Raw genomic sequence first — 22500 nt, 5'->3', positions numbered from 1 at the left:
TTTTCAAGATCACGACAAAAAGTAATTTTCTGGCCCGAAAATTACTTTCCTAAACATTAAAAAAATATAGCTACAGTAAGTTTTTACACCCTTTAAAAAACAATCCCTGTTTTTTGCTGTTTTTGGCATTGGCTTTGCAAATGATATATAAAACATATCATAATTATATATGAAAACTCTTAGAATTAAGATAGCCACCCTGAGTTTGGCTTTAGCCACTGTAGGTATTTTAGGCTCAGGTTGCGATTCATTAACCAAAACACAAAAAGGCGCGGCAATTGGTGCGGGTGCAGGTGGTACAATAGGTGCTTTTATTGGTAAAGCAGCAGGTAACACCGCCTTGGGAGCCATTATTGGTGGCGCTGTAGGTGGTACTGCCGGTGCATTTATTGGTCGCAACATGGACAGACAGGCTGCCGAAATAAAACAAACCGTTCCGGGAGCTACTGTTACACGTGAAGGTGAGGGTATTTTGGTTAAATTTGATTCAGGTATATTATTTGATACTGACAAGGCAGATCTTAAGCCAGCTGCACAAAGTAACCTGCAAAAACTGGCTACTTCATTACAAAACAATCAAAACACCAACATTTTAATAGTTGGCCATACAGACAATACCGGTTCAGATTCACATAATATGGATCTTTCTGTCAGAAGGGCCGAATCTGTAAAATCGTACATCGCAGGTAATAATGTGAGCCCCTCACGCTTAACCACTTCCGGCAAAGGCGAAAGCGAACCAATTGCTGATAATACCACAGTTGAGGGTCGTGCCCAAAACCGCAGGGTTGAAATAGTGATTGTTGCTAACGATCAAATGAAACAGCAGGCTAAACAAGCTGCCCAATAATAACCATATAATAAGATCAAGTTAATTTCAAAGCACCGGGCCGCGAGGGCCCGGTGCTTTGTGCTTATATACGGTTTGGTCATATTTGAGTAATACATAAAAACAATTTGTAATCAACGAGTTAATCCATTATTTTTGTTTCATGATAAAAAGATCAGGAGCTTTATTATTGACCTTGCTGTACACCGTTACAGTGCTGGGCTTTGCTCTTAATCTGCATTATTGTGGTACGCAGATAGCTTCTGTTAAAATTGACTCACCTGCCCTTACTTGTAAAATGGCGCAGGCTTGCGGCAAAATGAAATGCTGTAAGGATAAGCACCTACAGATCAAAGTAAAAGACGCGCACCAGATTGAACCGGTTTCTATCCTCTCCAAACTTTTTGGATTTGATGTACCCCGTTTATCTTTCAATGGACTATTTACACCTTCCAGGCAATCATTTGCCAACCCGTCTTTGGAGCGCGGGCCGCCTGGCATGCCCTGGCAAAACATAGCCACATTTATTAAAAACTGCATTTTTCGTATTTGATCAACATTAATTGTCTACAGCATACCTGGTAAAACTACCGGCAGTTTATTTTCCAACAATTAATTAAAAGATCAAATGAAAACGCTAAAAATATTCATCGTACTTTTTGTACTTACCGCTACAGCTGCAAAAGCCCAGTTCACTAAAGCCGAGTTGCAGGTTAGCGGCCTTACCTGCGCGTTATGCGCCAAATCAACCGAAAAAGCATTGCGTACCCTTCCTTTTGTAAGCGAGATCAAGACCGACCTGATGCACAACTTATATCTTATTACCTTTAAAAGTGATGTACCTGTAAATTTTGAGCAGATCAGCAAAAAGGTCCAGGGCTCAGGATTCTCGGTAAACAGCCTAAAAGCCACTTTTAATTTTGACAATACCAAAATTGCTAATAATCTTTTCAGCTATGGCGGTGATACCTACAGGTTGTTGAATCCAACGGATAAAGCTATTAATGGTAATGTAAATCTCACCGTTGTTGATAATGGCTTCGCTCCCAAATCAGTATCCAAAAAATATTTGAGCCAGGTTACTGATACTGCTCCGGCAAGTGGCCGCATCTATCATTTAGCTATATAATCTTCATTAAGTAAAACGATCATGAAGAAATTGATATTGGCTATCGGCCTCATGGCTTTGGCATGCTCCGCATTCTCACAGGAGCTGTATGTAAATACCGAACCGGCCAGCAACATGGCCACGGGCTCACTCGGCCTACGTTTAGAGAACCAGGGATTTTTTAAACCCGACTATAAAAACCGTACAAGTTTTGAGGCCATGTATGGTGTGAGCAGGCATTTAATGGTACACGGCTCTTTATATGCGTCGGATTATTATCATAACAATCAGCATTTTGAGGGTGGCAGTATATATGCTAAATACCGTTTTTTATCTATAGATACCGTACAGAAGCATTTCCGAGGAGCTTTTTTCGCGAAGGCATCCATCATCAATAATCCTATTGTTAACCAGGAAATAACGTTGGAAGGTGATAACTCCGGCTTTCAAAGCGGAGTGGTGTTCACCCAGCTTTTACATAAACTGGCATTATCCGGTTCGGCAAGTTATCTGCGTGCTTTTGACAACCGAGGCGGCTATGATCTTACACCCTTACAGGCACGCAACGCGGTAGCTTATACTTTATCGGCCGGGTATCTGTTGTTCCCTAAAAATTACAAGGACTATCAGCAAACCAATGTTAACCTGTATGCCGAACTGCTGGGTAAAACCAATCCGGGCCATGGCCAAAGCTATCTGGATGTGGCGCCCGCGGTACAGTTTATTTTTAACAGTGTTTGCCGCCTGGACCTGTCGTACCGTACACCGATCTATAATGACATGCTCCGCAACAGCAAGAACATGTACCTGGTACGGTTAGAATATAACTTTTTTAATCTGTAGCTCCATTAATATCGTCATCCTGAGGGACGAAGGATCTATTCGCGACCATGCATATTACTAAACAGATCCTTCGCTATCACTCAGGATGACAAAAACAATAAAGCCCCGTTCCGAATACCGGAACGGGGCTTTATATAATCTGTTAAATAAGCTTATTTAAGTGTAAAGCCTGTTTTACCCATGGTACCACCATCGGCATAAAGCAATACAGTGTAAGTACCTTTCTGGAATGGCAGGTTAGGATTTACCCAATCAATAGTGTACTGGCTGCCGTCGTCCTTAAAATCAATTGATGTTTTATAGGTGTATTGCAGATCCTGGTTATCAGCGCTGAAAGTTCCGCCATCGGCAGGAGTTATCAGGTTGCCGGTTGGGTCAATAATACGCACATAAATATCGTGCATGCTTTTTATAGCGATGCTATTGCTGGCCACTGTAAAATTGATCTTGATTTTTTTAGCCGGACTGGCACGGGTAACATCAACCTCTTTACCGCTGCTTTTAACCTTATAGGCTACCACATTTGATGTGGCCAGCTTGAGCGCCTGCGCCACCTTCACCTTCGCGTCCAGATCCTGGTTTTGCTTGGTGAGCGTATCGGCCTTTTTAGCTACCGTAGCCAGGTTGGTTTTCAGTGTATCCCTCTCTGTTGTTAGGGATTGATTTTGTTTCTTCAATTCGTCGATGTCCGCGGTGTATTTAGTTACAAAATACCTTAATTGTTTTACATCTTCCTGGGCTTTGGCCAGTTCAGCCTTGGTTAATTTACCTTTAGCCAATTGAGTTCTTAATACTTTGATCTTGGCGACCAATGAATCGTTTTTGGCCTGCATTTGTTGGGATAGTTTGGCTTTCCCCGTATTTACCTGCTGAATTTGCGACTCAAGACTGTCCAATTCTGTTTGCAGACGGGTTTGTTCATCATGCTGGTACACAATTTTAGTATCTGACTTGTTTTTTTGCAAATACAAATACACATCTGTACCCAATAAAGCCAATACCACCACAATGAGGAAATAAATGACGTTGGAGTTTTTCTTAGATGGTTGACCGGATTGATTTTCCATAGCAATTAAATGTTTAATGTTTTAATACAGTTAAAAAGCAAAGCTGTTTTAAAAAAATGCAGCAATTTAACTATCGTGATTAATTTACAAGCAAATCTATGCAGATAGATATTGCCCGCTTTACCTGTATTTTTCCTTTATCAGCACTTTCATGCTCAACGATATTTAAACGTTGAAACACTAAAAATATGATTTTTAAAAGAATTACAGGTAAACAATTAAGTTAGGCAACGGTTAAAAATAAATACAATATGCTAAAATCACAATAAACCTGCAAATTTTATACTTCATAATAAAAGTGCAACGTTATGAGTTTTATATCTTTGCAGCTTTTACTTTAATCCCTATTGATGCATATATTTCGCCACTTTATACTACTAACCATATCCCTGCTTACCATTGCAACTGTTTACGCGCAGCCAGCTGAGCCCGCGTCTGATGAACCAATAGTTAAAACCGAGCCCAAACGGGAATTCAGGGGAGTGTGGATAGCAACCGTGGTAAATATCGACTGGCCCACAAGTACTAAGTTTACAAGCGATAAGCAAAAACAGGAACTGATAGATATACTCAACTCGCACCAGGAAACAGGCATCAACGCGGTAATGCTGCAGGTACGCCCCGCTGCTGATGCCTTTTATGCTAAAAGCCGCGAACCCTGGTCGAAATATTTAACCGGTAAACAAGGCCAGGGACCTACTCCTGCCTATGACCCTTTAGAGTTTGCCATAACCGAGGCCCACAAACGTGGTATGGAGCTGCATGCCTGGTTTAACCCTTACCGTGCTACTTTTGATGGCAATTTCGGTGCCCTGAGTCCGCAGCATATCACCAAAATAAAACCTGATTGGTTTTTTACTTACGGTGGCATCAAAACATTTAACCCCGGTTTGCCCGAAGTGCGCGAATATATTGTACAGGTGATCCTGGACGTGGTTGACAACTATGATATCGATGGCGTGCATATGGATGATTATTTTTATCCATACCCTATTGCCGGACAAAAGATCAATGACGATGAAACCTTTAGAAAATACGGACAGGGTTTTGACAATATTAAGGATTGGCGCCGCCACAATGTGGATCTGCTGATAAAAATGATAGGCGACAGCGTACACGCACACAACCCGGATATCAAATTTGGCATTAGTCCCTTTGGTATATGGGCCAATAAGGCGCAGAACGACGAAGGTTCTGAAACCAGTGGAGGCTCCTCCTTTTACGAAAACTATGCCGACTCGCGCGAGTGGATAAAACAAGGCTGGGTTGATTACATCAATCCTCAACTATACTGGCCCATTGGCAACCGCTCGGCTGATTTTGAAAAACTGCTCGACTGGTGGAGCGACAATACCTATGGCAGACACCTGTATATTGGGCAGGCGGCCTATCGTATCAATGAGCGTAAAACAGTGGCCTTTAAAAACCCCAAACAGCTACCCGACCAGATCAATATGATGCGTGCTAATCCCCGTGTTCAGGGCAGTGTTTACTTCAGCTCCAATTCACTGACCAGTAATCCCTTGGGTTTTACCGACTCGCTTCGTGAAAATTATTATAAGTATCCTGCCTTACCGCCGGTGATGCTTTGGCGCGACTCTATTGCTCCTAATGTACCCCGGGAGTTCACCGCGAAAGCTTTACAGGGCCATGTACAATTAAGATGGATGGCACCTACCCTGGCCCGCGACGAGCAACCCGTTTATGGTTACGTGATCTACCGGTTTACCGATGGCGAAAAGATCAACATAGACGATCCTAAAAGCATACTGCATATTCAATACAACAACGGTTTAGGCTTTGAAGATACCACTGTACTAAAGGGCAAAACCTATATGTATGTGATCACCGCGCTCGACAGGCTAAAGAACGAGAGTGACCGATCGCCTACTATCGCCGTAACGGTTCGCTGATCAGCTGTTCATCACCGAGCCACAATTGATATCCATAGTTTGCCCGGTTATAGACCGCTGACTTAACAGATAGGCTACCAAGCCGGCTATTTCATCTGGCTGACTCATACGCCGAAGTGGTACGCTTTGCATAGCTATTTCATAAAATTCCTGTTTGCTGATGCCTATACCATCGGCAATGCCCTGTAAACCGTCCTGCGACATTTCGGTATCCACCCAACCAGGGCAAATGGCGTTCACCAATATATTTTCGGGAGCAAACTGCACCGCCCATGAACGCATCAGCCCCAGTAAACCTGCTTTAGAAGCGCAATAAGCCGAATAATTGGCCACGCCCAACCGTGCCAGTACAGACGAAGTGATCAGGATATGTTTCTCCCCCACTGCATTCCGCAATGCTGGTAAAAATGTATTCACAAAATTGTAAGTACCGGTAAGGTTAGTATTGATGATATCTGCCCAACGGTCATCATCACCCCAGTAATTTTCGCCGCCGATACCTGAGTTGGCTACCAATCCGTTAACCGCCGTATTGCCCAGTTGCTCAAAGGCACGGGCAAGGCTTTTTTGATCACGGATATCCGCTATCAACAGGCTATGATTGTCTGCGGGCAGGCTTTGCAGCGTTTGTTTTAATTTTTGTTCATCGCGCCCCAGTAAAATACAGGTATTGCCATCCTGTGCCAACTTTTGCGCGATAGCCCGCCCGATGCCGCTCCCGGCACCGCTAATGATATAAGTGTTGGTCATATTTATAGGTTGATAAGCTGCTTTTGTTGCAGGCGGTCAAGGTAAATGTCTATTTCGGCATCACCCATACCAAATATTTTATCCTCGTTCCAAAAAGTGGCATATATGGATGAACGTGTTTTCGCGCCGCTATTGTAAATGTCCAGCAGCCGCTGTTCAATATAACTCAGACCAGCCTCATTTATCTGTAAACGTTTCAAATGAGCTTGTAAAGCGGGTTTCAGCAAAGGCACACCACCCCAAAAGCTATTTTCGCCCAGCCATTTTTCCAGTTCGACCGCATCACCTTGTACATATAGTTGCCATGCTTCGGTGGCCAGTTCAAACTCCCATTCGTTCAGGCGTTCGCGGCCATCATATAGTTCCTCAAACTGCTCGCCGTTGAGTTCGCCCAGGCCTTTGGCAAAATTAAACTGTACACAGTCGGCCAGGCAAATCAAATAAATAGCCGGTGCCGACATATCCGTTTTGCGGCTAAGCATTTGTAAAACACCCAGTAAGTTCACCTGGCAATGCAGGTCGAACTCAAACCATAAGTTAATTTCGGTATAGTCGCTGTTGAGCTTACCCAGTTCGTCAATTACCTTGTTCTGGTAGGCATCCAGGTCCTCTTTGAACGTTTGGGTGATCCATTTGGCACGTGCGCTCCAGAAACTGCCTGACAGGATATTTTCCTGCAACGGGCCCTCAGAAAGCACTTCGCGCCATATCAGTACATCACCATCCAGGCCGGTTTCATTAAATCCCGACAGGGCGGCATCACCGTTTAAGATATGCAATATGTTACTCATAGGTTTTAGAATTAGTAGTGAAGCAACAGCCATAATGGCCAAAGCATCCTGATGGTAAAAATAAATTTAAAAAAGCAGCAATTATACCCAACTAAAAATTTACCTGAAATTCTGAAGATGAAATGACGCTGGTTGTTTGGATTGATCCCATCCGGACCAGAAAACTTTTTAAACCTTAAATTTTAACACTTTTTTAGTCGAAAACAGCGTAAAACGACCCGATAATATTCGTTTTAATAACGTTTTAACGCCATTTTAACACTTTTTAACAAATTCCTGATGGGTTTTGAAAGGTTTAAAAAGTATTAATTTATTGATAATCAATACAATGAGTAAAAATAGATTGTTTTTGGCCTTGTTTCGTCTTTAACGAAACAGCCCGGCTCTCTTTTTTCGGAGAACCGGGCTGGTGTTGATATAAATATACGGATTTTTAGGGATATTATCAAATGTTGGGATAAGAAGAGTGACGGGGCGAAGATACCTGTCGTAGAGCGCTCAATTGCCGCTAAGGCTGTTACTTTTGTCTTGATACAAAAGTAACCAAAAGATCAAGTCAGCAGAGAGACTTCTTTGCCGCACATAGCCTTGCCCTGCAAAGCAGTCAGAACCACGGGCTGCTAAACCTTACCTCTACTTCGTTCACTCAATTCCGATGCTTCGGCAAGGTTTGCTAATGCCCCTGCAACCGCACAGGCCACCATTGTTCTGCCTGCTTTCGCCGGAAGCTTATCTGCTGACGGGGAGCACATTCTCCCTTAGCACAGCCCATCTGCTGGTTAAGGGATAACAGTTTTAAAGCCTTCTCCTTTGGAGAGGGTTGGGTGAGGTCTCTATTTAGCTTTAACCGCGCTATCTCCCATCATTTTTTGCTGGCTGGTTTTAATGTATACACGGATGTCATAGTCCGACATCTTTTTGATCTGTTCCATGCCCGGGCGATATTTATCCATAAAATTCAACAGGGAATCACCTTTAAGGTTAGTGATGGTGCCGACCAGGTTTTCGCTGAACCTGCTGTCGATATAGCGGTTCTGTTCATCCCTGATCAATACCTTTTTAAATTTATACTCCCGGCTGTGTTTGTAAGTTAAGGCCCGGATAAACTGGGATGGAACAATCGTGATGCCAGCTACCGGTAGCGGACCAGGAGCAGCCGATACCACAATAATGTCTTTTAATTTGGGGGCCGAAGCATTAAACTCCTTCGCAAACATTTTACGGTTATTCAATGAATCTTTTACCCGGTCTCTTTTGGCACTTACATGAACTTCGTTGAGTTCAATAATCGCCGCTTCTAAACCGATCCGGATATTTTTACTGTTTGCCAGGTTAAGCGGCAGCACATACAATTTATATCCCTGCATTTTTACCCGCAAGGTATCTCCAGCTTTAACCGCGTTCATACTAAACTCGCCCTGTATACCGGTAATAGTGTTTGTTTTGGAAGTACTTACCCAGGCGCCGGTAAGCAGTTGACCTGTTTTTTTATCAGTCACAATGCCGCTTACGGTTTGTCCGTAGGAGCATAAACAGGCACATATCAAAAGCAGGGTGAACAGGCCACGCATCGGTTTATATGTTTTGATAATCAAATCATTACAAACATAAGTCCCGGATGGGGTTGATAAAATCGGTTTAACGTTTTTTAACTTATGCTAGTTAAATTCCCTCCCCACGGGAGGGGCGCCGTGGTTTGTGTTGTAGCAGGGAGGGGTTTATGCGCCAGGCATCATGAATAAACCCCTATCTACCCCCTCCCGCTGGGAGGGAATCGCACAGGACCAACGCTTTCATACAGGGAGAGTATATGGTAAAGTGTTGAAGATGGTTTAAAATATGGGGTAATTGATTGAAATATTGATGGTTGCTGGCAAAAACTCCCGATATTTGACTACCATCAAAAACCAAAGCCATGAAAAGTATCTATATCGCAATCGTGTTCCTAATGGCGACCGTGCCTGTGATATTGGCACCGCCACCGCCCATCATGAATAAAAAAGGCATGTACCATTCCACCATTTGTAAAACGGGCATGCTTTTGAAAAAAGGAGAAAGATCTGGATGCTGCAAACATCACTGCCCGAAGACCCAGCATATTTAATAATAGATCCTTCGCTGCGCTCAGGATGACAAAGAGCGTTTGAGGGCATACTTTGAAGTCATGCCGAACTTGTTTCGGCATCCCATAAGCAGGGGTACAATAAGGCGGTTAGCTTGTCCTGTGGGATCCTGAAACAAGTTCAGGATGACTGTACTTATTTATTATTTCCCCTCACATTACCACGGCACTTCTTTTATAGAACTTATCCCGCGTAAAAGATCTCTCCTCGTACCTCGTTCGAGATGACACAGTTATTTTTTAACCTTACTTTCTTCTGTTTTCTTCCCCGTCAGCAGAACAGCTTCGGGTGAAAACGGGCAGAACTATGGTGGCCTGTGCAGTTGGTGGGGCATTAGCGAACCTTGCCGAAGCGCAGGGAATGAGCGAACGAAGTGGAGGTGAGGTTTAGCAGCCCGTGGTTCTGACTGATTTGCAGAGTAAAGGCTATGTGCGGCAAAGAAGCATTTCTGGTGACAAGCCTTTTGGTTACTTTGTGGCTACAAAGTAACTGGCCCTCCCGCGGCCAAGAGCGGGTATACGCCTTGTAAAGAGCAGCTCTGTACAGCTTATAGATTGCTTCGTACCTCGCAATGACGTGAGTTGTTGGATTCTCCTAAACAAAAAACCCTGCCTTGCGGCAGGGTTCGCACATTTAACTATTTATAACTGAACAAAAAACTTCATTTTAAGAACAACCCATGGAGTTGCCGCAGTTAAGACATTTGTAACAGGTACCCGAACGCAGGGTGGTATGCCCGCATACGTTGCAGCTGGGGGCATCGCTTTGTACCCCCATGCTCAGGTCGACAGAAAGGCCTTGTTTTTTAGCGTGGTTAAAACCAGCCGGATTGTTAACCGGCACATACACATTGCTTTCGTCGGTATTAAAATCCTCATCGCCCATTTGAGGATTACCCAGAATGCCATTTTTATCGGTAATGATATGCACCAGGTCGGTGCGGTTCTGGTATTCATAACCCAGCATCCGGAAAATATAGTCGATAATACTGGTGGCGCTTTTGATATTGGCATGCCCCACCACCATACCGGCAGGCTCAAAGCGGGTAAAGGTGAATTTCTCTACATACTCTTCCAACGGTACACCATACTGTAAGCCTACCGAAACAGCGATGGCAAAACAATTCATCAAGGAGCGAAAAGTAGCTCCTTCTTTGTGCATATCCACAAATATTTCGCCCAGGGTGCCGTCCTCATATTCGCCGGTGCGCACAAATACGGTTTGCCCGTCGATAATGGCCTTCTGGGTAAATCCACCACGTTTAAAGGGCAGGTTCTTTTTTTCTACCACGCGCGATAGCTGCCGCATAAAATTGGTGTCCTTCGATCTTTCCATGATGGCCATGGCGGCCTCAATCACTTGTTCGGGGGTCAGGTCGCTTAGTTTTACGTTAGCAGCTTCGCCCAATACCTCTTCCACTGTTTCCAGCTTGTCGTCTACCTCTTCCTTAGTATCTGATTTGGTGGATAACGGCTGACTCAGCTTACAGCCATCCCGGTAAAGGGCATTAGCTTTCAAGCCCAGCTCCCATGATAACTGATAGCAATCCTTGATCTCATCAACCTTAGCCTCATTGGGCAGGTTGATGGTTTTTGAGATGGCTCCAGACAGGAAAGGCTGTGCGGCGGCCATCATTTTGATATGACCATGTGCATGGATGTAACGCTCGCCTTTGGCACCGCATTTATTGGCGCAATCAAATATGGGGTAATGTGTTTCTTTTAAATAAGGCGCTCCTTCAATGGTCATGGTGCCGCAGATGTATTCATTGGCTTCGGCTATTTGTTTTTTGCTGAAGCCCAGTGCGCGCAGCACATTAAAATCGGGAGCGTTGTACTGGTCGGCGGTAATACCCAGGCGTTTCAGGCATTCCTCGCCCAGCGACCAGATATTGAACGCGAAGCTGATCTCAAAGGCCGATACCAGTCCTTTGTCGAGCTTTTCGAGTTCATCATCTGTAAAACCTTTGGCTTTCAGGCTGTCGGTATTGATGTGTGGCGCGCCTTTTAAGCTGGCCGAACCTTTGGCATAGTTTACAATGGCCGTAACTTCATGCTCGCGATAGCCCAAATTACGCAGTGCTTCGGGTACAGCCTGGTTAATGATCTTGAAGTAACCACCACCCGATAGCTTTTTGAATTTTACCAGCGCAAAATCAGGCTCGATACCGGTAGTATCGCAATCCATCACCAGGCCAATAGTGCCTGTTGGGGCAATAACAGTGGTTTGGGCGTTACGATAACCGTGCTTTTCGCCCATTTCAACAGCCTTATCCCAGGCATTACAAGCGGCAGAGAGCAGGTAATCGGGGCAGTATTTTGGATCGATACCCGGAGGGGCAATCTCTAAATTCTCGTAATTTTCGGTAGAGTTATAAGCCGCGTAACGATGGTTGCGCATCACCCGCAGCATGTGCTGTTTGTTATCGTTGTATTTGCGGAAAGGCCCCAGCTCGCGGGCCATTTCGGCGGAAGTAGCGTATGCTGTACCCGTCATAATGGCGGTGATGGCTCCGCCGATAGCGCGGGCCTTGTCGCTGTCGTAAGGGATGCCGTTTACCATTAAGGCCGAACCCAGGTTGGCATAGCCTAAGCCCAGGGTGCGATAATCGTAGGATAATTGCGCTACTTCTTTAGATGGGAATTGCGCCATCAGTACCGAGATCTCGAGCACGATAGTCCACATGCGGCAGGCGTGTTCAAAACCTTTTACATCAAATACGCGGGTTTGCGGATCAAAAAAATGCGCCAGGTTAATAGAAGCCAGGTTGCAGGCCGTATTATCCAGGAACATATACTCGGAGCAGGGATTGGAGGCGTTGATCCGGCCACCTTCGGGACAGGTATGCCACTCGTTAATGGTGGTATCAAACTGCACACCCGGGTCGGCGCAGGCCCAGGCCGCGAAAGCGATATCGTCCCAAAGTTTTTGCGAGGCAACAGTCTTGGTCACCTTCCCGGTAATACGACTGGTGAGTTCCCAGGGTTTACCGCCTTTGAGGGCATGGAAAAAACTATTGGGTACACGCACCGAATTATTGGAGTTTTGGCCCGATACCGTGCGATAAGCCTCGCCTTCGTAATCAGATGAATAACCGGCGGCTATCAGCGCGGCCACTTTCTTTTCTTCTTCTACCTTCCAGTTCACAAAACCTTCAATTTCCGGGTGATCCAGATCAAGACAAACCATTTTGGCTGCCCTGCGGGTTGTACCACCCGATTTGATGGCACCAGCAGCACGATCGCCTATTTTCAGGAAGGACATTAAGCCCGATGAATAACCACCACCGGCCAGTTTTTCTGTTTCGCCCCGGATTTTGGAAAAGTTGGTTCCTACGCCTGAACCATATTTAAATATGCGGGCCTCGCGTACCCATAGATCCATGATGCCGCCTTTGTTCACCAGATCGTCATCAACAGAAAGTATAAAGCAGGCATGCGGCTGCGGGCGCTCGTAAGCCGAAGTTGATTTACCCAGCACTTCGGTAAGCGGGTCAACAAAATAATGCCCCTGCGGCTTGCCGATGATACCATATGAGTTATGCAGCCCGGTATTGAACCATTGCGGCGAATTTGGCGCTGCTAATTGGCCAACAATGGTATAAACTATTTCGTCATAAAAAATATCAGCGTCTTTTGGGCTGGCAAAGTAGCCGTAGCGTACACCCCAGTCTTTCCAGCAATTGGCCATGCGATGCGCCACCTGCTTAATGCTTTTTTCGGCGCCGGTGCTGCCATCGGCTTGCGGTACGCCGGCCTTGCGGAAATATTTCTGTGCCAGTATATCGGTTGCTACCTGGCTCCATGCCGCGGGCACTTCTACATCGTTCATTTCAAACACAGCATCGCCCGATGGGTTACGGATCACCGACGATCTTTTATCATATTTAAACAAATCAAATACGTTAATTCCTTCTTTAGTGAAGTAGCGTGTTGTTTTAAGCCCTTTCCCGCTGCTGGTGGCGGACATTTTGGAGGTAATGTTTTTGGCCATAGTATAATAGATTGGAGATAAGTGTGGTATTTTAAAAACACTAAGGGTGTTTTAATCAAAGCTATTAGTATAGGTATTATCTTTTATTTCAGAGTTTTCCACACATGTCAGTTAATAGCCCCCTGTGCTATATATTAACTTTTAATTATCTGATTATTAAATAATTATACGTGTTAATAATTAAAAAATTATCTTTTTTTGTCATTTTTTTGTAGCTCACAGTGCATTAATCCGGTGCAATACGCGTATATTAAACTGTTAATTAATTTACCAGTCCCTACACATGAAAAAATTAATTCTGATAGCGTTCATCGCTGCTTTTACACTGAGCGCCCGGGCGCAGGAACAGCCCAAGATATACAACCCAGATGCCGACGCCAAAGCGGAGATCAAAGCCGCTGTAAAACAAGCGGGGCAGGAACATAAAAATGTGCTTTTACAAATAGGTGGTAACTGGTGCATCTGGTGCCTGCGGTTTAACGAGCTGGTGACCAAAGATGCCGAACTGAACAAATACCTGAATGATAATTACGTGGTTTTGCACGTAAACTATAGTAAAGAAAACGAGAACAAGGCTGTACTGGCCGATCTGGGCTATCCGCAGCGCTTCGGTTTCCCGGTATTTGTGGTGCTGGATGACAAGGGCGCACGCCTGCATACCCAAAATTCAGGCTATCTGGAAGAAGGTAAGGGCCATAGTAAAGAAAAAGTCATGGGCTTTTTGAAAGACTGGTCGCCGGCCGCGGTTGATCCAAAAAGTTACGAAAAGGCGAAGTAGCACCTCTCCCAAGAGTAGTAATGTCCTAAAAGTGGCTGTCACCCTGAGCTCCGTCGAAGGGTTGAGCGCAGAGGCCTGTCCACCATGCTTCGACGGAGCTCAGCATGACATCCTTTTTAATAACCGCAATCATTCGGGAATAAAATTATATCAACAAAAAAAGGCTCACCATTACGGCGAGCCTTTTTCCATTAAAAGTATATTTAAATAAGGTTATTCAACAATGCTTACTTTAAGCATATTGGTTTTACCTTGTTTAATAATAGGCACAGCGGCAGTGTTGATCACTACGTCGCCGGCTTTGATGAGATCTTCTGATTTCAGGATGCCGTTTACGTCGCTGATGGTTTGATCTGTACTTTCCAGTTTATCGTAGAAAAAGGCACGTACACCCCAAACCAAACTTAAGGCATTTAGCAATTGCCTGTTGGAGGTAAATATATAAGTACTTGCCTGCGGTCTGTGGCTCGAGATCTGGAAAGCGGTATAACCTGATGTGGTCATGGATACGATACCTACCGCGTTGGTGTGCTGTGCCAGGTGAACGGCCGATTCACAAACCGCGTTGCTCAGGTAATCTGGCGATGATGGGTCGGTATCATTAATAACTTTAGCGGTATTGAAGCTGTAACCAAACTCCTCTACGTTACGCACAATTTTGGCCATGGTCTCGATAACTATAACCGGGAACTCACCAACCGAAGTTTCGCCGCTAAGCATCACCGCGTCGGCGCCATCCAGTACAGAGTTGGCTACGTCATTCACCTCGGCACGTGTTGGGCGGGGGGTGGTGATCATAGACTCGAGCATCTGGGTAGCTACAATTACCGGTTTTGAAGCCGCGCGACATTTGGTGGCGATCATTTTTTGCAGCAATGGCACTTCTTCCAATGGCATTTCAACACCAAGGTCGCCACGGGCCACCATCACACCGTCGGTAGCGGCAATAATTTCGTCGATGTTATCAATAGCTTCAGGTTTCTCTACTTTAGCGATAACCTTGGCAGCTTTGCCGCTTTGGGCGATGATATGTTTTAGTTCAATAATGTCCTGACCGGTACGTACAAATGATAAGCCTATCCACTCCACATCATATTTCAACGCGAATTGCAGGTTGATCAGATCTTCTTCGGTTAAGCTTGGGATAGATACTTTGGTGTTGGGCAGGTTAACCCCTTTACGTGAAGTTAAGATACCGCCGTGAACCACTTCGCAAATAACGGTGTCTTTTTTGTTGGTTTCAATAACGCGTAACTGCAGCTTACCGTCATCCAGCAAAATAATTTCATTGGCCTGTACATCTTGAGGGAAGGTATCATAAGTAATGTAGATCTGCTCGTCATTACCGATACATTCCTGAGTGGTGATTTTAATATGAGTTCCGTTAACCAGGTGAATGCCACCATCTTTTACCAAACCAATACGAATTTTAGGGCCCTGTAAATCGGCCAGGATGCCTACGTTGGTTTTGTATTGTTCGTTAATTTCGCGAATGATGTCAATTACGGCTTTATGATCCTCCGGTCTTCCGTGCGAAAAATTAAGGCGGCAAACATTAACACCGGCTTTGATCATGGCTAATAAAACATCTTTTTTAGCTGACGCCGGGCCCATGGTGGCTACAATTTTAGTACGATTATAGTATAGTTTCATATTGTTCGGGTTAAACTGGCTTACATTATATTTAGTGTAAAACCAACACTCTATTTTTAAATTTTGCGCTAAAATAACAGATTTTCCCGTGATTTTATTTTTTTCGGATCAATCTTTACGGCGGCCACAATTTCGGGTATCTTATTAATGGTTGATACCAGGTTGTCCAGATCGTCGTCGTCAATGTAATTCTTGATCATCACAAAGTAGTCGGCACTCCTTATCTCGGGCACCAAATAGCCGTCAGACCCCTTATTACCAATAAAATAGAAGTCGGTCTCGGTGGTTTCCCACTGGTAATGGAACAGCGAGAACAAAACGGGTTCGGCCCCCTGATAAATATCAACGGCGAGGTCGTTTGTTCTAACAAAATTAAAGTTTAAAGATTTGTTGATAAGGTAACAAACGCGGTAATCTTTTAATGATGTGGTTATGGCGATAAGCACAAAATCAAAATCGATCTCAAACTTTAAAAATTTCCTGTTCAAAATCATTACTTTTACAAACGTCAAAATTACGAATACAAACCGTTTGAATAAAATTTTGTTACCGAAATATATTGTAAAAGTTTTAGATTTGATAATTGACAGAATTTATTTTTCTTTGCACTGAATTTTTATTAATCATTAAACTATAAAGACTATGTCTGATATCGCTTCAAGAGTAAAAGCTATTATCGTAGAAAAACTGGGTGTTGACGAAAGTGAAGTTACACCAGAAGCGAGTTTCACCAATGATCTTGGTGCCGACTCGTTAGACACCGTGGAACTAATCATGGAGTTTGAAAAAGAATTTAACGTGGCTATTCCTGACGATCAGGCTGAAACTATTGGTACTGTTGGCCAGGCAGTTGCTTATCTTGAAAAAAACGTTAAATAAGACTCCCTAACTGGATTAAATGGAGTTTAAAAGAGTTGTAGTAACCGGGCTTGGAGCACTTACTCCGATTGGTAACACGGTTTCAGATTACTGGAACGGTTTGATCAATGGGGTAAGTGGCGCTGCCTTAATCAAAAGTTTTGATACTGAAAAGTTCAAAACTAAATTCGCATGTGAAGTAAAGAACTTTGATGCGGATGGTTTTTTGGGCCGTAAAGACGCCCGTAAATTAGATCCCTTTGTTCAATACGCCCTTTTCTCAACAGAAGAGGCCGTAAAAGACGCGGGATTGGATTTTACAAAATTAGATACCAGCCGTATAGGAGTTATCTGGGGATCAGGTATTGGTGGTTTAAAAACGTTTTTGGACGAAGTAGTTAATTTTGCCAAAGGCGACGGTTCACCCCGTTTTAACCCTTTCTTTATCCCTAAAATGATAGCAGATATTGCTCCCGGCCATATTTCTATTAAATATGGTTTGCGCGGGCCAAATTTCTCAACCGTTTCTGCCTGTGCTTCATCAAACAATTCATTGATAGATTCATTTAACTATATCCGCCTGGGTAAAGCTAACATGTTTATCAGTGGTGGTTCTGAAGCCATCATCAATGAAGCAGGTATCGGAGGCTTTAACGCTATGCACGCTTTATCAACCCGTAACGATGATCCGGCAACGGCATCGCGTCCGTTTGATCTGGACAGGGATGGTTTTGTGGCCGGCGAAGGTGCGGGTACCATAATTTTAGAAGAACTGGAGCATGCAAAGGCCCGTGGCGCTAAAATTTATGCCGAAATGATGGGCGGTGGCATGAGTGCCGATGCTTACCACATGACAGCACCACACCCTGATGGGCTTGGCGCGGCATTGGTTATGAGATCGGCGCTGCAGGATGCTAACCTTACACCTGCCGATATTGATTATGTAAATGTTCACGGAACGTCTACACCAATTGGCGATCCGCAGGAGATCAAGGCTATACATGATGTTTTTGGCGACGATATTTATCGTATCAATATCAGCTCAACCAAATCAATGACCGGTCACCTGTTAGGTGCAGCTGGTGCGGTTGAAGCGATAGCATCAATATTGGCTTTAAAAAATGGTATCATCCCCCCTACTATTAACCATTTTACTGACGATCCTGCTTTTGACCCCAAAATCAACTTTACCTTTAATACCGCCCAAAAGCGTGATATAAGGATAGTTCAAAGCAACGGATTTGGTTTTGGTGGCCATAATGCTTCTGTTATATTTAAAAAGTACGAAGATTAATTGTGGTTGTGGATGCCTATCAGTCAGTTTTATAAGCTATATATATCACCCAATAGGAAATACGTTAAAATTTTAAAGAATTTGCTCGGTTTTGTGCCGGGCAATTTGTCTTTATACCGTTTGGCTTTCCGGCATAAGTCGGTTGCTCAAAACGTAAAAAAAGGGGTAAAAAACAGTAACGAGCGCCTGGAGTTTTTGGGCGATGCCGTGCTGGGCAGTGTGGTGGCCGAAGTGCTTTTTAAGTTATACCCTTATGAAGACGAAGGCTTTTTGACCGAACTACGCTCCAAAATAGTAAGTCGTGTAAATCTTAACCAGCTTGCCCGCAAACTGGGTTTTGATAAACTGATTGAGTATGATAGCCGTATGCTTAACTCAAGCAGGCAGGGATCATTACTGGGCGATGCCTTTGAAGCGCTGGTTGGAGCCGTTTACCTGGATAAAGGGTATGATTTCACCAAAAACTTCCTGATCAACCACATCATCAAATCGCATATTGATATCCATAAGCTGGAGCAAACCGAAACCAATTTCAAAAGCAAACTAATTGAATGGTGCCAGCGCCATGGTCGTGATATTATTTTTGAACTGGTAACCAACCTGGAAGGCGAAAGTACCAAGCTTTTTACCATACAAGCCAGTGTTGATGGTGAAGTAATGGGCGAAGGCAAAGAGTTCAGTAAAAAGAATGCCGAAAAACTGGCCGCCGAAAAAGCCTGCGAATCTTTGGGGATTTAGTATCAACTTAAATGTGGGTGTCATGGTGAGCTCCGTCGAATCATGGTGGGCAGGCCTCTACGCACGAGTCTTCGACAAGCTCAGACTGACTGGCTCTTTTACATACACCTTTTATAATACTATTGTAACCCCGCTAGTGAGATGCCGAAACAAGTTCGGCATGACTCTTTTATTCCTCCTAATGCTTTTCCTTTTTCAACGTCTCACCAGGTTGTGATAGTTGCAGTGTACTATCCTTCTTGATAAAGGTTGGTGAATTCAATCCCTCCAGCACATCTTTTTCGCCACTGTTTTTATAATAATCGTATGCCTTTTGCATATGCTTGATCAGGTCATAATCGGTCCAGCCTTTCAGATCCTCGTATGATGGGGTATAGTAATTCATGAACCTGCGGGCGGCGCTGTCGGTGGGCAATTTGGTGTATTGTTTTACAAAACTAGTATTGTACCGTTTGTTAATTTCGGCCTGCTCGGCCTCTCCTTTGGCAAAATTGGCAAAACGGCGCGCCCGACCAGGGGTTTTGCCAAACAGTTCGTAAAGCCCGGTAATCGGGCTGCTTAAAAACGAAAGCACAGGAGGTTTACCGTTATAAAAAGTACCCTGTTTGCGGTAATCGCTCATGATCTCGTTAAGCTCCTGCTTTTTGGTTTGACCAAGCACTTTTACTTCGGCAAGCTTAATCACCGGCTGCATATATACCGGCATATCGCTGTTATTCAGCACCACAATCTTTTGTGGAGTAAATTCATCCTTAGTAAAAAGCAGGGTATCGCCGGCAGAGGCCTTTATCGAAAACCAGCCCAGATCGTCGCTGATCATGAGGCTGTTTGTTTTGAGATTTTTAATCAAAACCTGGCCAATACGTTCGGGTGTGCTCTTTTTTGAGATCACTCCTTTGAGCGTAAAATCCTGGGCTGAAGCTATTAAAGCGGAACAAAAACAGGCAATAAAAAGCAGGGAAAAACGATAATGCATGAGTGTGATATAACGTAAAGATACCAACTGTATTTTACACCAAGTGTAAAAAAGTGTTAAAATTAGCATTGAACCTTAGTCCATAAACGAAGTAAAGTGCATTTAAACCCAATTAATAATTGTAATTTTTGGCGTAAAACTCAGGACTTCGGGCTCAGAACTCCCCCTTTCAAACTTCAAAACAAAAAACCTATCTTTGCACATGATAAAATCCATGACAGGGTATGGAATTGCCAGTTTTGACTCCGGTAATACTAAATATACCGTTGAGATCAAATCCCTGAACAGCAAATTTCTTGAGTTATCCCTTCGCTTGCCGAAAATATTCTCTGAAAAAGAGTTTCAACTGCGTAATGATTGCAGTAAGCAAATTGAGCGTGGTAAAGTAAACCTGTCTATCAATATTGAGCAGGTAAATGCCGCGGTAAAAGCTGCCGGCATCGATAAAGATCTGCTTAAACAATACTACTTACAGCTTAAAGAAGTGAGTGAGGAACTTAATGAACCCACCAACAACCTGTTACAACTTGCTTTAGGTTTACCAGAAGTGGTGAAATATGATGATGAAACCGCATCAGAAGATGAGTGGAAACTGGTTGAAAAAACATTTCAGCAGGCTTTAGCTGCATTTCAGCAATTCCGCTCGGATGAGGGTAATGTATTAGAAAATGATGTGAAACACCGTATCAACATCATCCTGAAAAACCTGGAACTGGTAGAATTGGAAGATCCTAAACGCGTACCCCTGATTCGTGAACGCCTGAATACTTTTTTAAGCGAAGCCGCCGACAGGGAAGCTATCGACCAGAATCGTTTTGAGCAGGAATTGATCTACTATATTGACAAACTGGATATCACGGAAGAAAAAATACGTCTTAAAACTCACTGCGAGTATTTCATCGAAACCTTGAAAAATGCCGATGCAAACGGCAAAAAATTGGGTTTTATCTCACAGGAGATCGGTCGCGAAATAAATACCCTGGGCTCCAAAGCCAATGATGCCAACATCCAGAAACTGGTAGTAGGCATGAAAGAAGAGCTCGAAAAAATTAAAGAACAACTGTTAAACGTATTGTAGTATAGTCATTGAGTCAATGGTCATTAAGTCATTACAAAATAAGATGAATAATGACCCAATGACATTAATGACCCAATGACAGAATCAAGAATGGCCATAGAAGGTAAACTCATCATATTCTCTGCTCCGTCGGGAGCGGGTAAAACCACCATAGTACATCACCTGCTTAGCAAAATGCCCGAGCTTGAATTTTCAATTTCGGCCACAACCCGTGAATGCCGTGGAGATGAGGTTCATGAAAAAGATTATTACTTTATCAGTAAAGAGGAGTTTTTGCACCGTATTGCCAAAAAGCAGTTTGTAGAGTTTGAAGAAGTTTACAGCGGCACATTTTATGGCACCCTGCGTACCGAAATTGAACGGATCTGGGCAATGGGCAAAACCGTTATATTTGATATTGACGTAGAAGGCGGCATGCACCTGAAACGTAAGTACGATGGACAGGCCCTGGCCATATTTGTACAACCCCCATCACTGGAGGTTTTGATAGAGCGCCTTACCGGCAGAGGTACCGATAGCGAAGAAAAACTGAAGGAACGTTTTGCCAAAGCCGAAAAAGAACTAAAATACGCCCCCCAGTTTGATATTATCCTTAAAAATTACGATCTTGAAACCGCTTGTAACGAAGCTGAACAACTGGTGAGGGATTTTATTGGGTAGTTTGCAGTTCTCTGTTAGCAGTTAGCAGCATTATAATGGGAAACTATAAAGGATTTACTGTTATATAAAAAGAGTTTCTCCCTTGCTATGGAAATCTACGTTGTTACCAAACAATTTCCAAAAGAAGAAACGTATTCGCTAACAGATCAGATTCGCAGATCATCACGCTCTGTAAATATTTGTACCATTGAGGCCTACCGAAAACGCAGGTACCCAAATCATTTTGTGAGTAAGCTAACAGATGCTGATATGGAAAACAGCGAAACACAAGGATGGCTGGAATTTTCATTAGCTTGCAATTACATCACAAAAGAACTTTATGACAAACTATATGCTCAATCTGACGAAATTGGGCGTATAGTACAATATATGATCAGCAATCCTGAGAAATTTGGAGCAACTTGATCATATAAAAATAGGCTAACAAAAAATTCAACTGCCAACTGCACACTGAAAACTGCCAACTGATGAAAATAGGCTTACTGTTTGGTTCATTTAACCCCATACACATAGGGCACCTGATTATTGCCAATTACATGGCCAATCATACCACCCTGGATAAGGTTTGGCTGGTGGTATCGCCACAAAACCCGCTAAAAAAGTATGGCGATCTGATCAATACTTATGACAGATTAGAAATGGCTAAACTGGCTACAGACCATGCCACCAACATCAGCGTAAGCGATGTAGAGCTAAAATTGCCCCAGCCATCCTACACCATTGATACCCTTGCCCATCTGAAAGAAAAATATCCCGAACACGATTTTGCCCTTATCATGGGTTCAGATAACCTGGGTACACTGCACAAATGGAAAAACTATAAGCTGATATTGCGCGATTACAAAATATACGTATATCCACGCCCGGGTTATGAGAATGCCGAACTGGCCGATCACCCAGCGGTTACCATCACCATGACCCCACAAATGGAGCTATCGGCAACCTTTATTCGCAAATCCATCGCCGAAAAAAAGAACATACAATATTTTGTACCAGACCCGGTCCTGAAATTTATTGAAAGCAAGGGATTGTATCGGTAGGTTATCAT

21 protein-coding genes are annotated in these 22500 nt (G+C 43.7%); 13 read left to right on the top strand and 8 right to left on the bottom strand.

Annotated elements, in window-relative coordinates:
- The first annotated feature begins 169 nt into the window (after positions 1–169).
- The 4 genes from BLR84_RS23635 (at position 170) to BLR84_RS23620 (ending at position 2780) form a co-directional block, all read left to right on the top strand.
- Positions 170–850: a YiaD family glycine zipper/OmpA-like lipoprotein gene (locus tag BLR84_RS23635; RefSeq protein ID WP_090472731.1), complete on the top strand. Its 681-nt coding sequence runs from the start codon at positions 170–172 to the stop codon at positions 848–850.
- 142 nt (positions 851–992) lie between these two features.
- Positions 993–1382 carry an HYC_CC_PP family protein gene (locus BLR84_RS23630; RefSeq protein ID WP_090472730.1) on the top strand — a complete coding sequence of 130 codons (390 nt, stop codon included), beginning with the start codon at positions 993–995 and terminating at the stop codon, positions 1380–1382.
- Positions 1383–1457: 75 nt separating this feature from the next.
- Positions 1458–1958 (top strand): heavy-metal-associated domain-containing protein, encoded by a 501-nt coding sequence (locus BLR84_RS23625; protein ID WP_090472729.1) that lies wholly within the window; start codon positions 1458–1460, stop codon positions 1956–1958.
- Between the two features lie 21 nt (positions 1959–1979).
- On the top strand, positions 1980–2780 hold the full coding sequence (locus tag BLR84_RS23620; RefSeq protein ID WP_090472728.1) for a hypothetical protein: 801 nt from the start codon (positions 1980–1982) through the stop codon (positions 2778–2780).
- A 152-nt stretch (positions 2781–2932) separates the two neighbouring features.
- Here BLR84_RS23620 and BLR84_RS23615 read toward each other — a convergent pair whose 3' ends face one another.
- Positions 2933–3847: a hypothetical protein gene (locus BLR84_RS23615; protein ID WP_090472727.1), complete on the bottom strand. Its 915-nt coding sequence runs from the start codon at positions 3845–3847 to the stop codon at positions 2933–2935.
- Between the two features lie 350 nt (positions 3848–4197).
- Between BLR84_RS23615 and BLR84_RS23610 the strand changes: the two genes are divergently transcribed.
- On the top strand, positions 4198–5760 hold the full coding sequence (locus BLR84_RS23610) for a glycoside hydrolase family 10-like protein (RefSeq protein ID WP_090472726.1): 1563 nt from the start codon (positions 4198–4200) through the stop codon (positions 5758–5760).
- Here the strand turns inward: BLR84_RS23610 and BLR84_RS23605 are convergent, their stop codons facing one another.
- From BLR84_RS23605 to BLR84_RS23590, 4 genes are all read right to left on the bottom strand, one after another.
- On the bottom strand, positions 5761–6510 hold the full coding sequence (locus tag BLR84_RS23605) for an SDR family NAD(P)-dependent oxidoreductase (RefSeq protein ID WP_176852139.1): 750 nt from the start codon (positions 6508–6510) through the stop codon (positions 5761–5763).
- Positions 6511–6512: 2 nt separating this feature from the next.
- Positions 6513–7301, bottom strand: coding sequence for a DUF1835 domain-containing protein (locus tag BLR84_RS23600; RefSeq protein ID WP_090472724.1), 789 nt, complete (start codon positions 7299–7301; stop codon positions 6513–6515).
- A gap of 833 nt (positions 7302–8134) precedes the next feature.
- The gene (locus tag BLR84_RS23595) at positions 8135–8872 is read right to left on the bottom strand and encodes a carboxypeptidase-like regulatory domain-containing protein (protein WP_090472723.1); all 738 of its coding nucleotides are present in this window, start codon (positions 8870–8872) and stop codon (positions 8135–8137) included.
- 1218 nt (positions 8873–10090) lie between these two features.
- Complete coding sequence (locus tag BLR84_RS23590; RefSeq protein ID WP_255367034.1) at positions 10091–13417, bottom strand: vitamin B12-dependent ribonucleotide reductase; 3327 nt, start codon at positions 13415–13417, stop codon at positions 10091–10093.
- Between the two features lie 283 nt (positions 13418–13700).
- On the opposite strand from BLR84_RS23590, the gene BLR84_RS23585 reads away from it, so the two are divergent.
- On the top strand, positions 13701–14195 hold the full coding sequence (locus BLR84_RS23585; protein ID WP_090472722.1) for a thioredoxin family protein: 495 nt from the start codon (positions 13701–13703) through the stop codon (positions 14193–14195).
- Positions 14196–14408: 213 nt separating this feature from the next.
- Here the strand turns inward: BLR84_RS23585 and pyk are convergent, their stop codons facing one another.
- Positions 14409–15848: a pyruvate kinase gene (pyk, locus tag BLR84_RS23580; RefSeq protein ID WP_090472721.1), complete on the bottom strand. Its 1440-nt coding sequence runs from the start codon at positions 15846–15848 to the stop codon at positions 14409–14411.
- Between the two features lie 68 nt (positions 15849–15916).
- Positions 15917–16342, bottom strand: a complete 426-nt coding sequence (locus BLR84_RS23575) for an IPExxxVDY family protein (RefSeq protein WP_255367033.1) — start codon at positions 16340–16342, stop codon at positions 15917–15919.
- Positions 16343–16490: 148 nt separating this feature from the next.
- On the opposite strand from BLR84_RS23575, the gene BLR84_RS23570 reads away from it, so the two are divergent.
- Genes BLR84_RS23570 through rnc form a run of 3 tightly spaced genes read left to right on the top strand, consistent with a single transcriptional unit; the run spans position 16491 to position 18738 of the window.
- Positions 16491–16727 (top strand): acyl carrier protein, encoded by a 237-nt coding sequence (locus tag BLR84_RS23570; RefSeq protein ID WP_031266521.1) that lies wholly within the window; start codon positions 16491–16493, stop codon positions 16725–16727.
- A gap of 19 nt (positions 16728–16746) precedes the next feature.
- Complete coding sequence (gene fabF, locus BLR84_RS23565; protein ID WP_090472720.1) at positions 16747–18000, top strand: beta-ketoacyl-ACP synthase II; 1254 nt, start codon at positions 16747–16749, stop codon at positions 17998–18000.
- A 12-nt stretch (positions 18001–18012) separates the two neighbouring features.
- Complete coding sequence (gene rnc / locus BLR84_RS23560; RefSeq protein WP_090472719.1) at positions 18013–18738, top strand: ribonuclease III; 726 nt, start codon at positions 18013–18015, stop codon at positions 18736–18738.
- Positions 18739–18916: 178 nt separating this feature from the next.
- Here rnc and BLR84_RS23555 read toward each other — a convergent pair whose 3' ends face one another.
- Positions 18917–19714, bottom strand: a complete 798-nt coding sequence (locus BLR84_RS23555) for a hypothetical protein (RefSeq protein WP_090472718.1) — start codon at positions 19712–19714, stop codon at positions 18917–18919.
- Positions 19715–19916: 202 nt separating this feature from the next.
- Here BLR84_RS23555 and BLR84_RS23550 point away from each other — a divergent pair, with 202 nt between their 5' ends.
- The 4 genes from BLR84_RS23550 (at position 19917) to nadD (ending at position 22492) form a co-directional block, all read left to right on the top strand.
- The gene (locus BLR84_RS23550) at positions 19917–20792 is read left to right on the top strand and encodes a YicC/YloC family endoribonuclease (RefSeq protein ID WP_255367032.1); all 876 of its coding nucleotides are present in this window, start codon (positions 19917–19919) and stop codon (positions 20790–20792) included.
- Positions 20793–20867: 75 nt separating this feature from the next.
- The gene (gene gmk / locus BLR84_RS23545; protein WP_255367031.1) at positions 20868–21452 is read left to right on the top strand and encodes a guanylate kinase; all 585 of its coding nucleotides are present in this window, start codon (positions 20868–20870) and stop codon (positions 21450–21452) included.
- Between the two features lie 45 nt (positions 21453–21497).
- Positions 21498–21857 carry a four helix bundle protein gene (locus tag BLR84_RS23540; RefSeq protein WP_255367038.1) on the top strand — a complete coding sequence of 120 codons (360 nt, stop codon included), beginning with the start codon at positions 21498–21500 and terminating at the stop codon, positions 21855–21857.
- Between the two features lie 62 nt (positions 21858–21919).
- A complete protein-coding gene (gene nadD, locus BLR84_RS23535) occupies positions 21920–22492 on the top strand; it encodes a nicotinate (nicotinamide) nucleotide adenylyltransferase (protein ID WP_090472714.1) in 573 nt (190 codons plus the stop codon).
- Positions 22493–22500: the final 8 nt, after the last annotated feature.

The sequence above is a fragment of the Mucilaginibacter sp. OK268 genome (assembly GCF_900103125.1).
Classification (GTDB): domain Bacteria; phylum Bacteroidota; class Bacteroidia; order Sphingobacteriales; family Sphingobacteriaceae; genus Mucilaginibacter.
The sequence above is the reverse complement of the archived record's forward strand: the minus strand, read 5'-3'. Positions and strand labels throughout refer to the sequence as shown.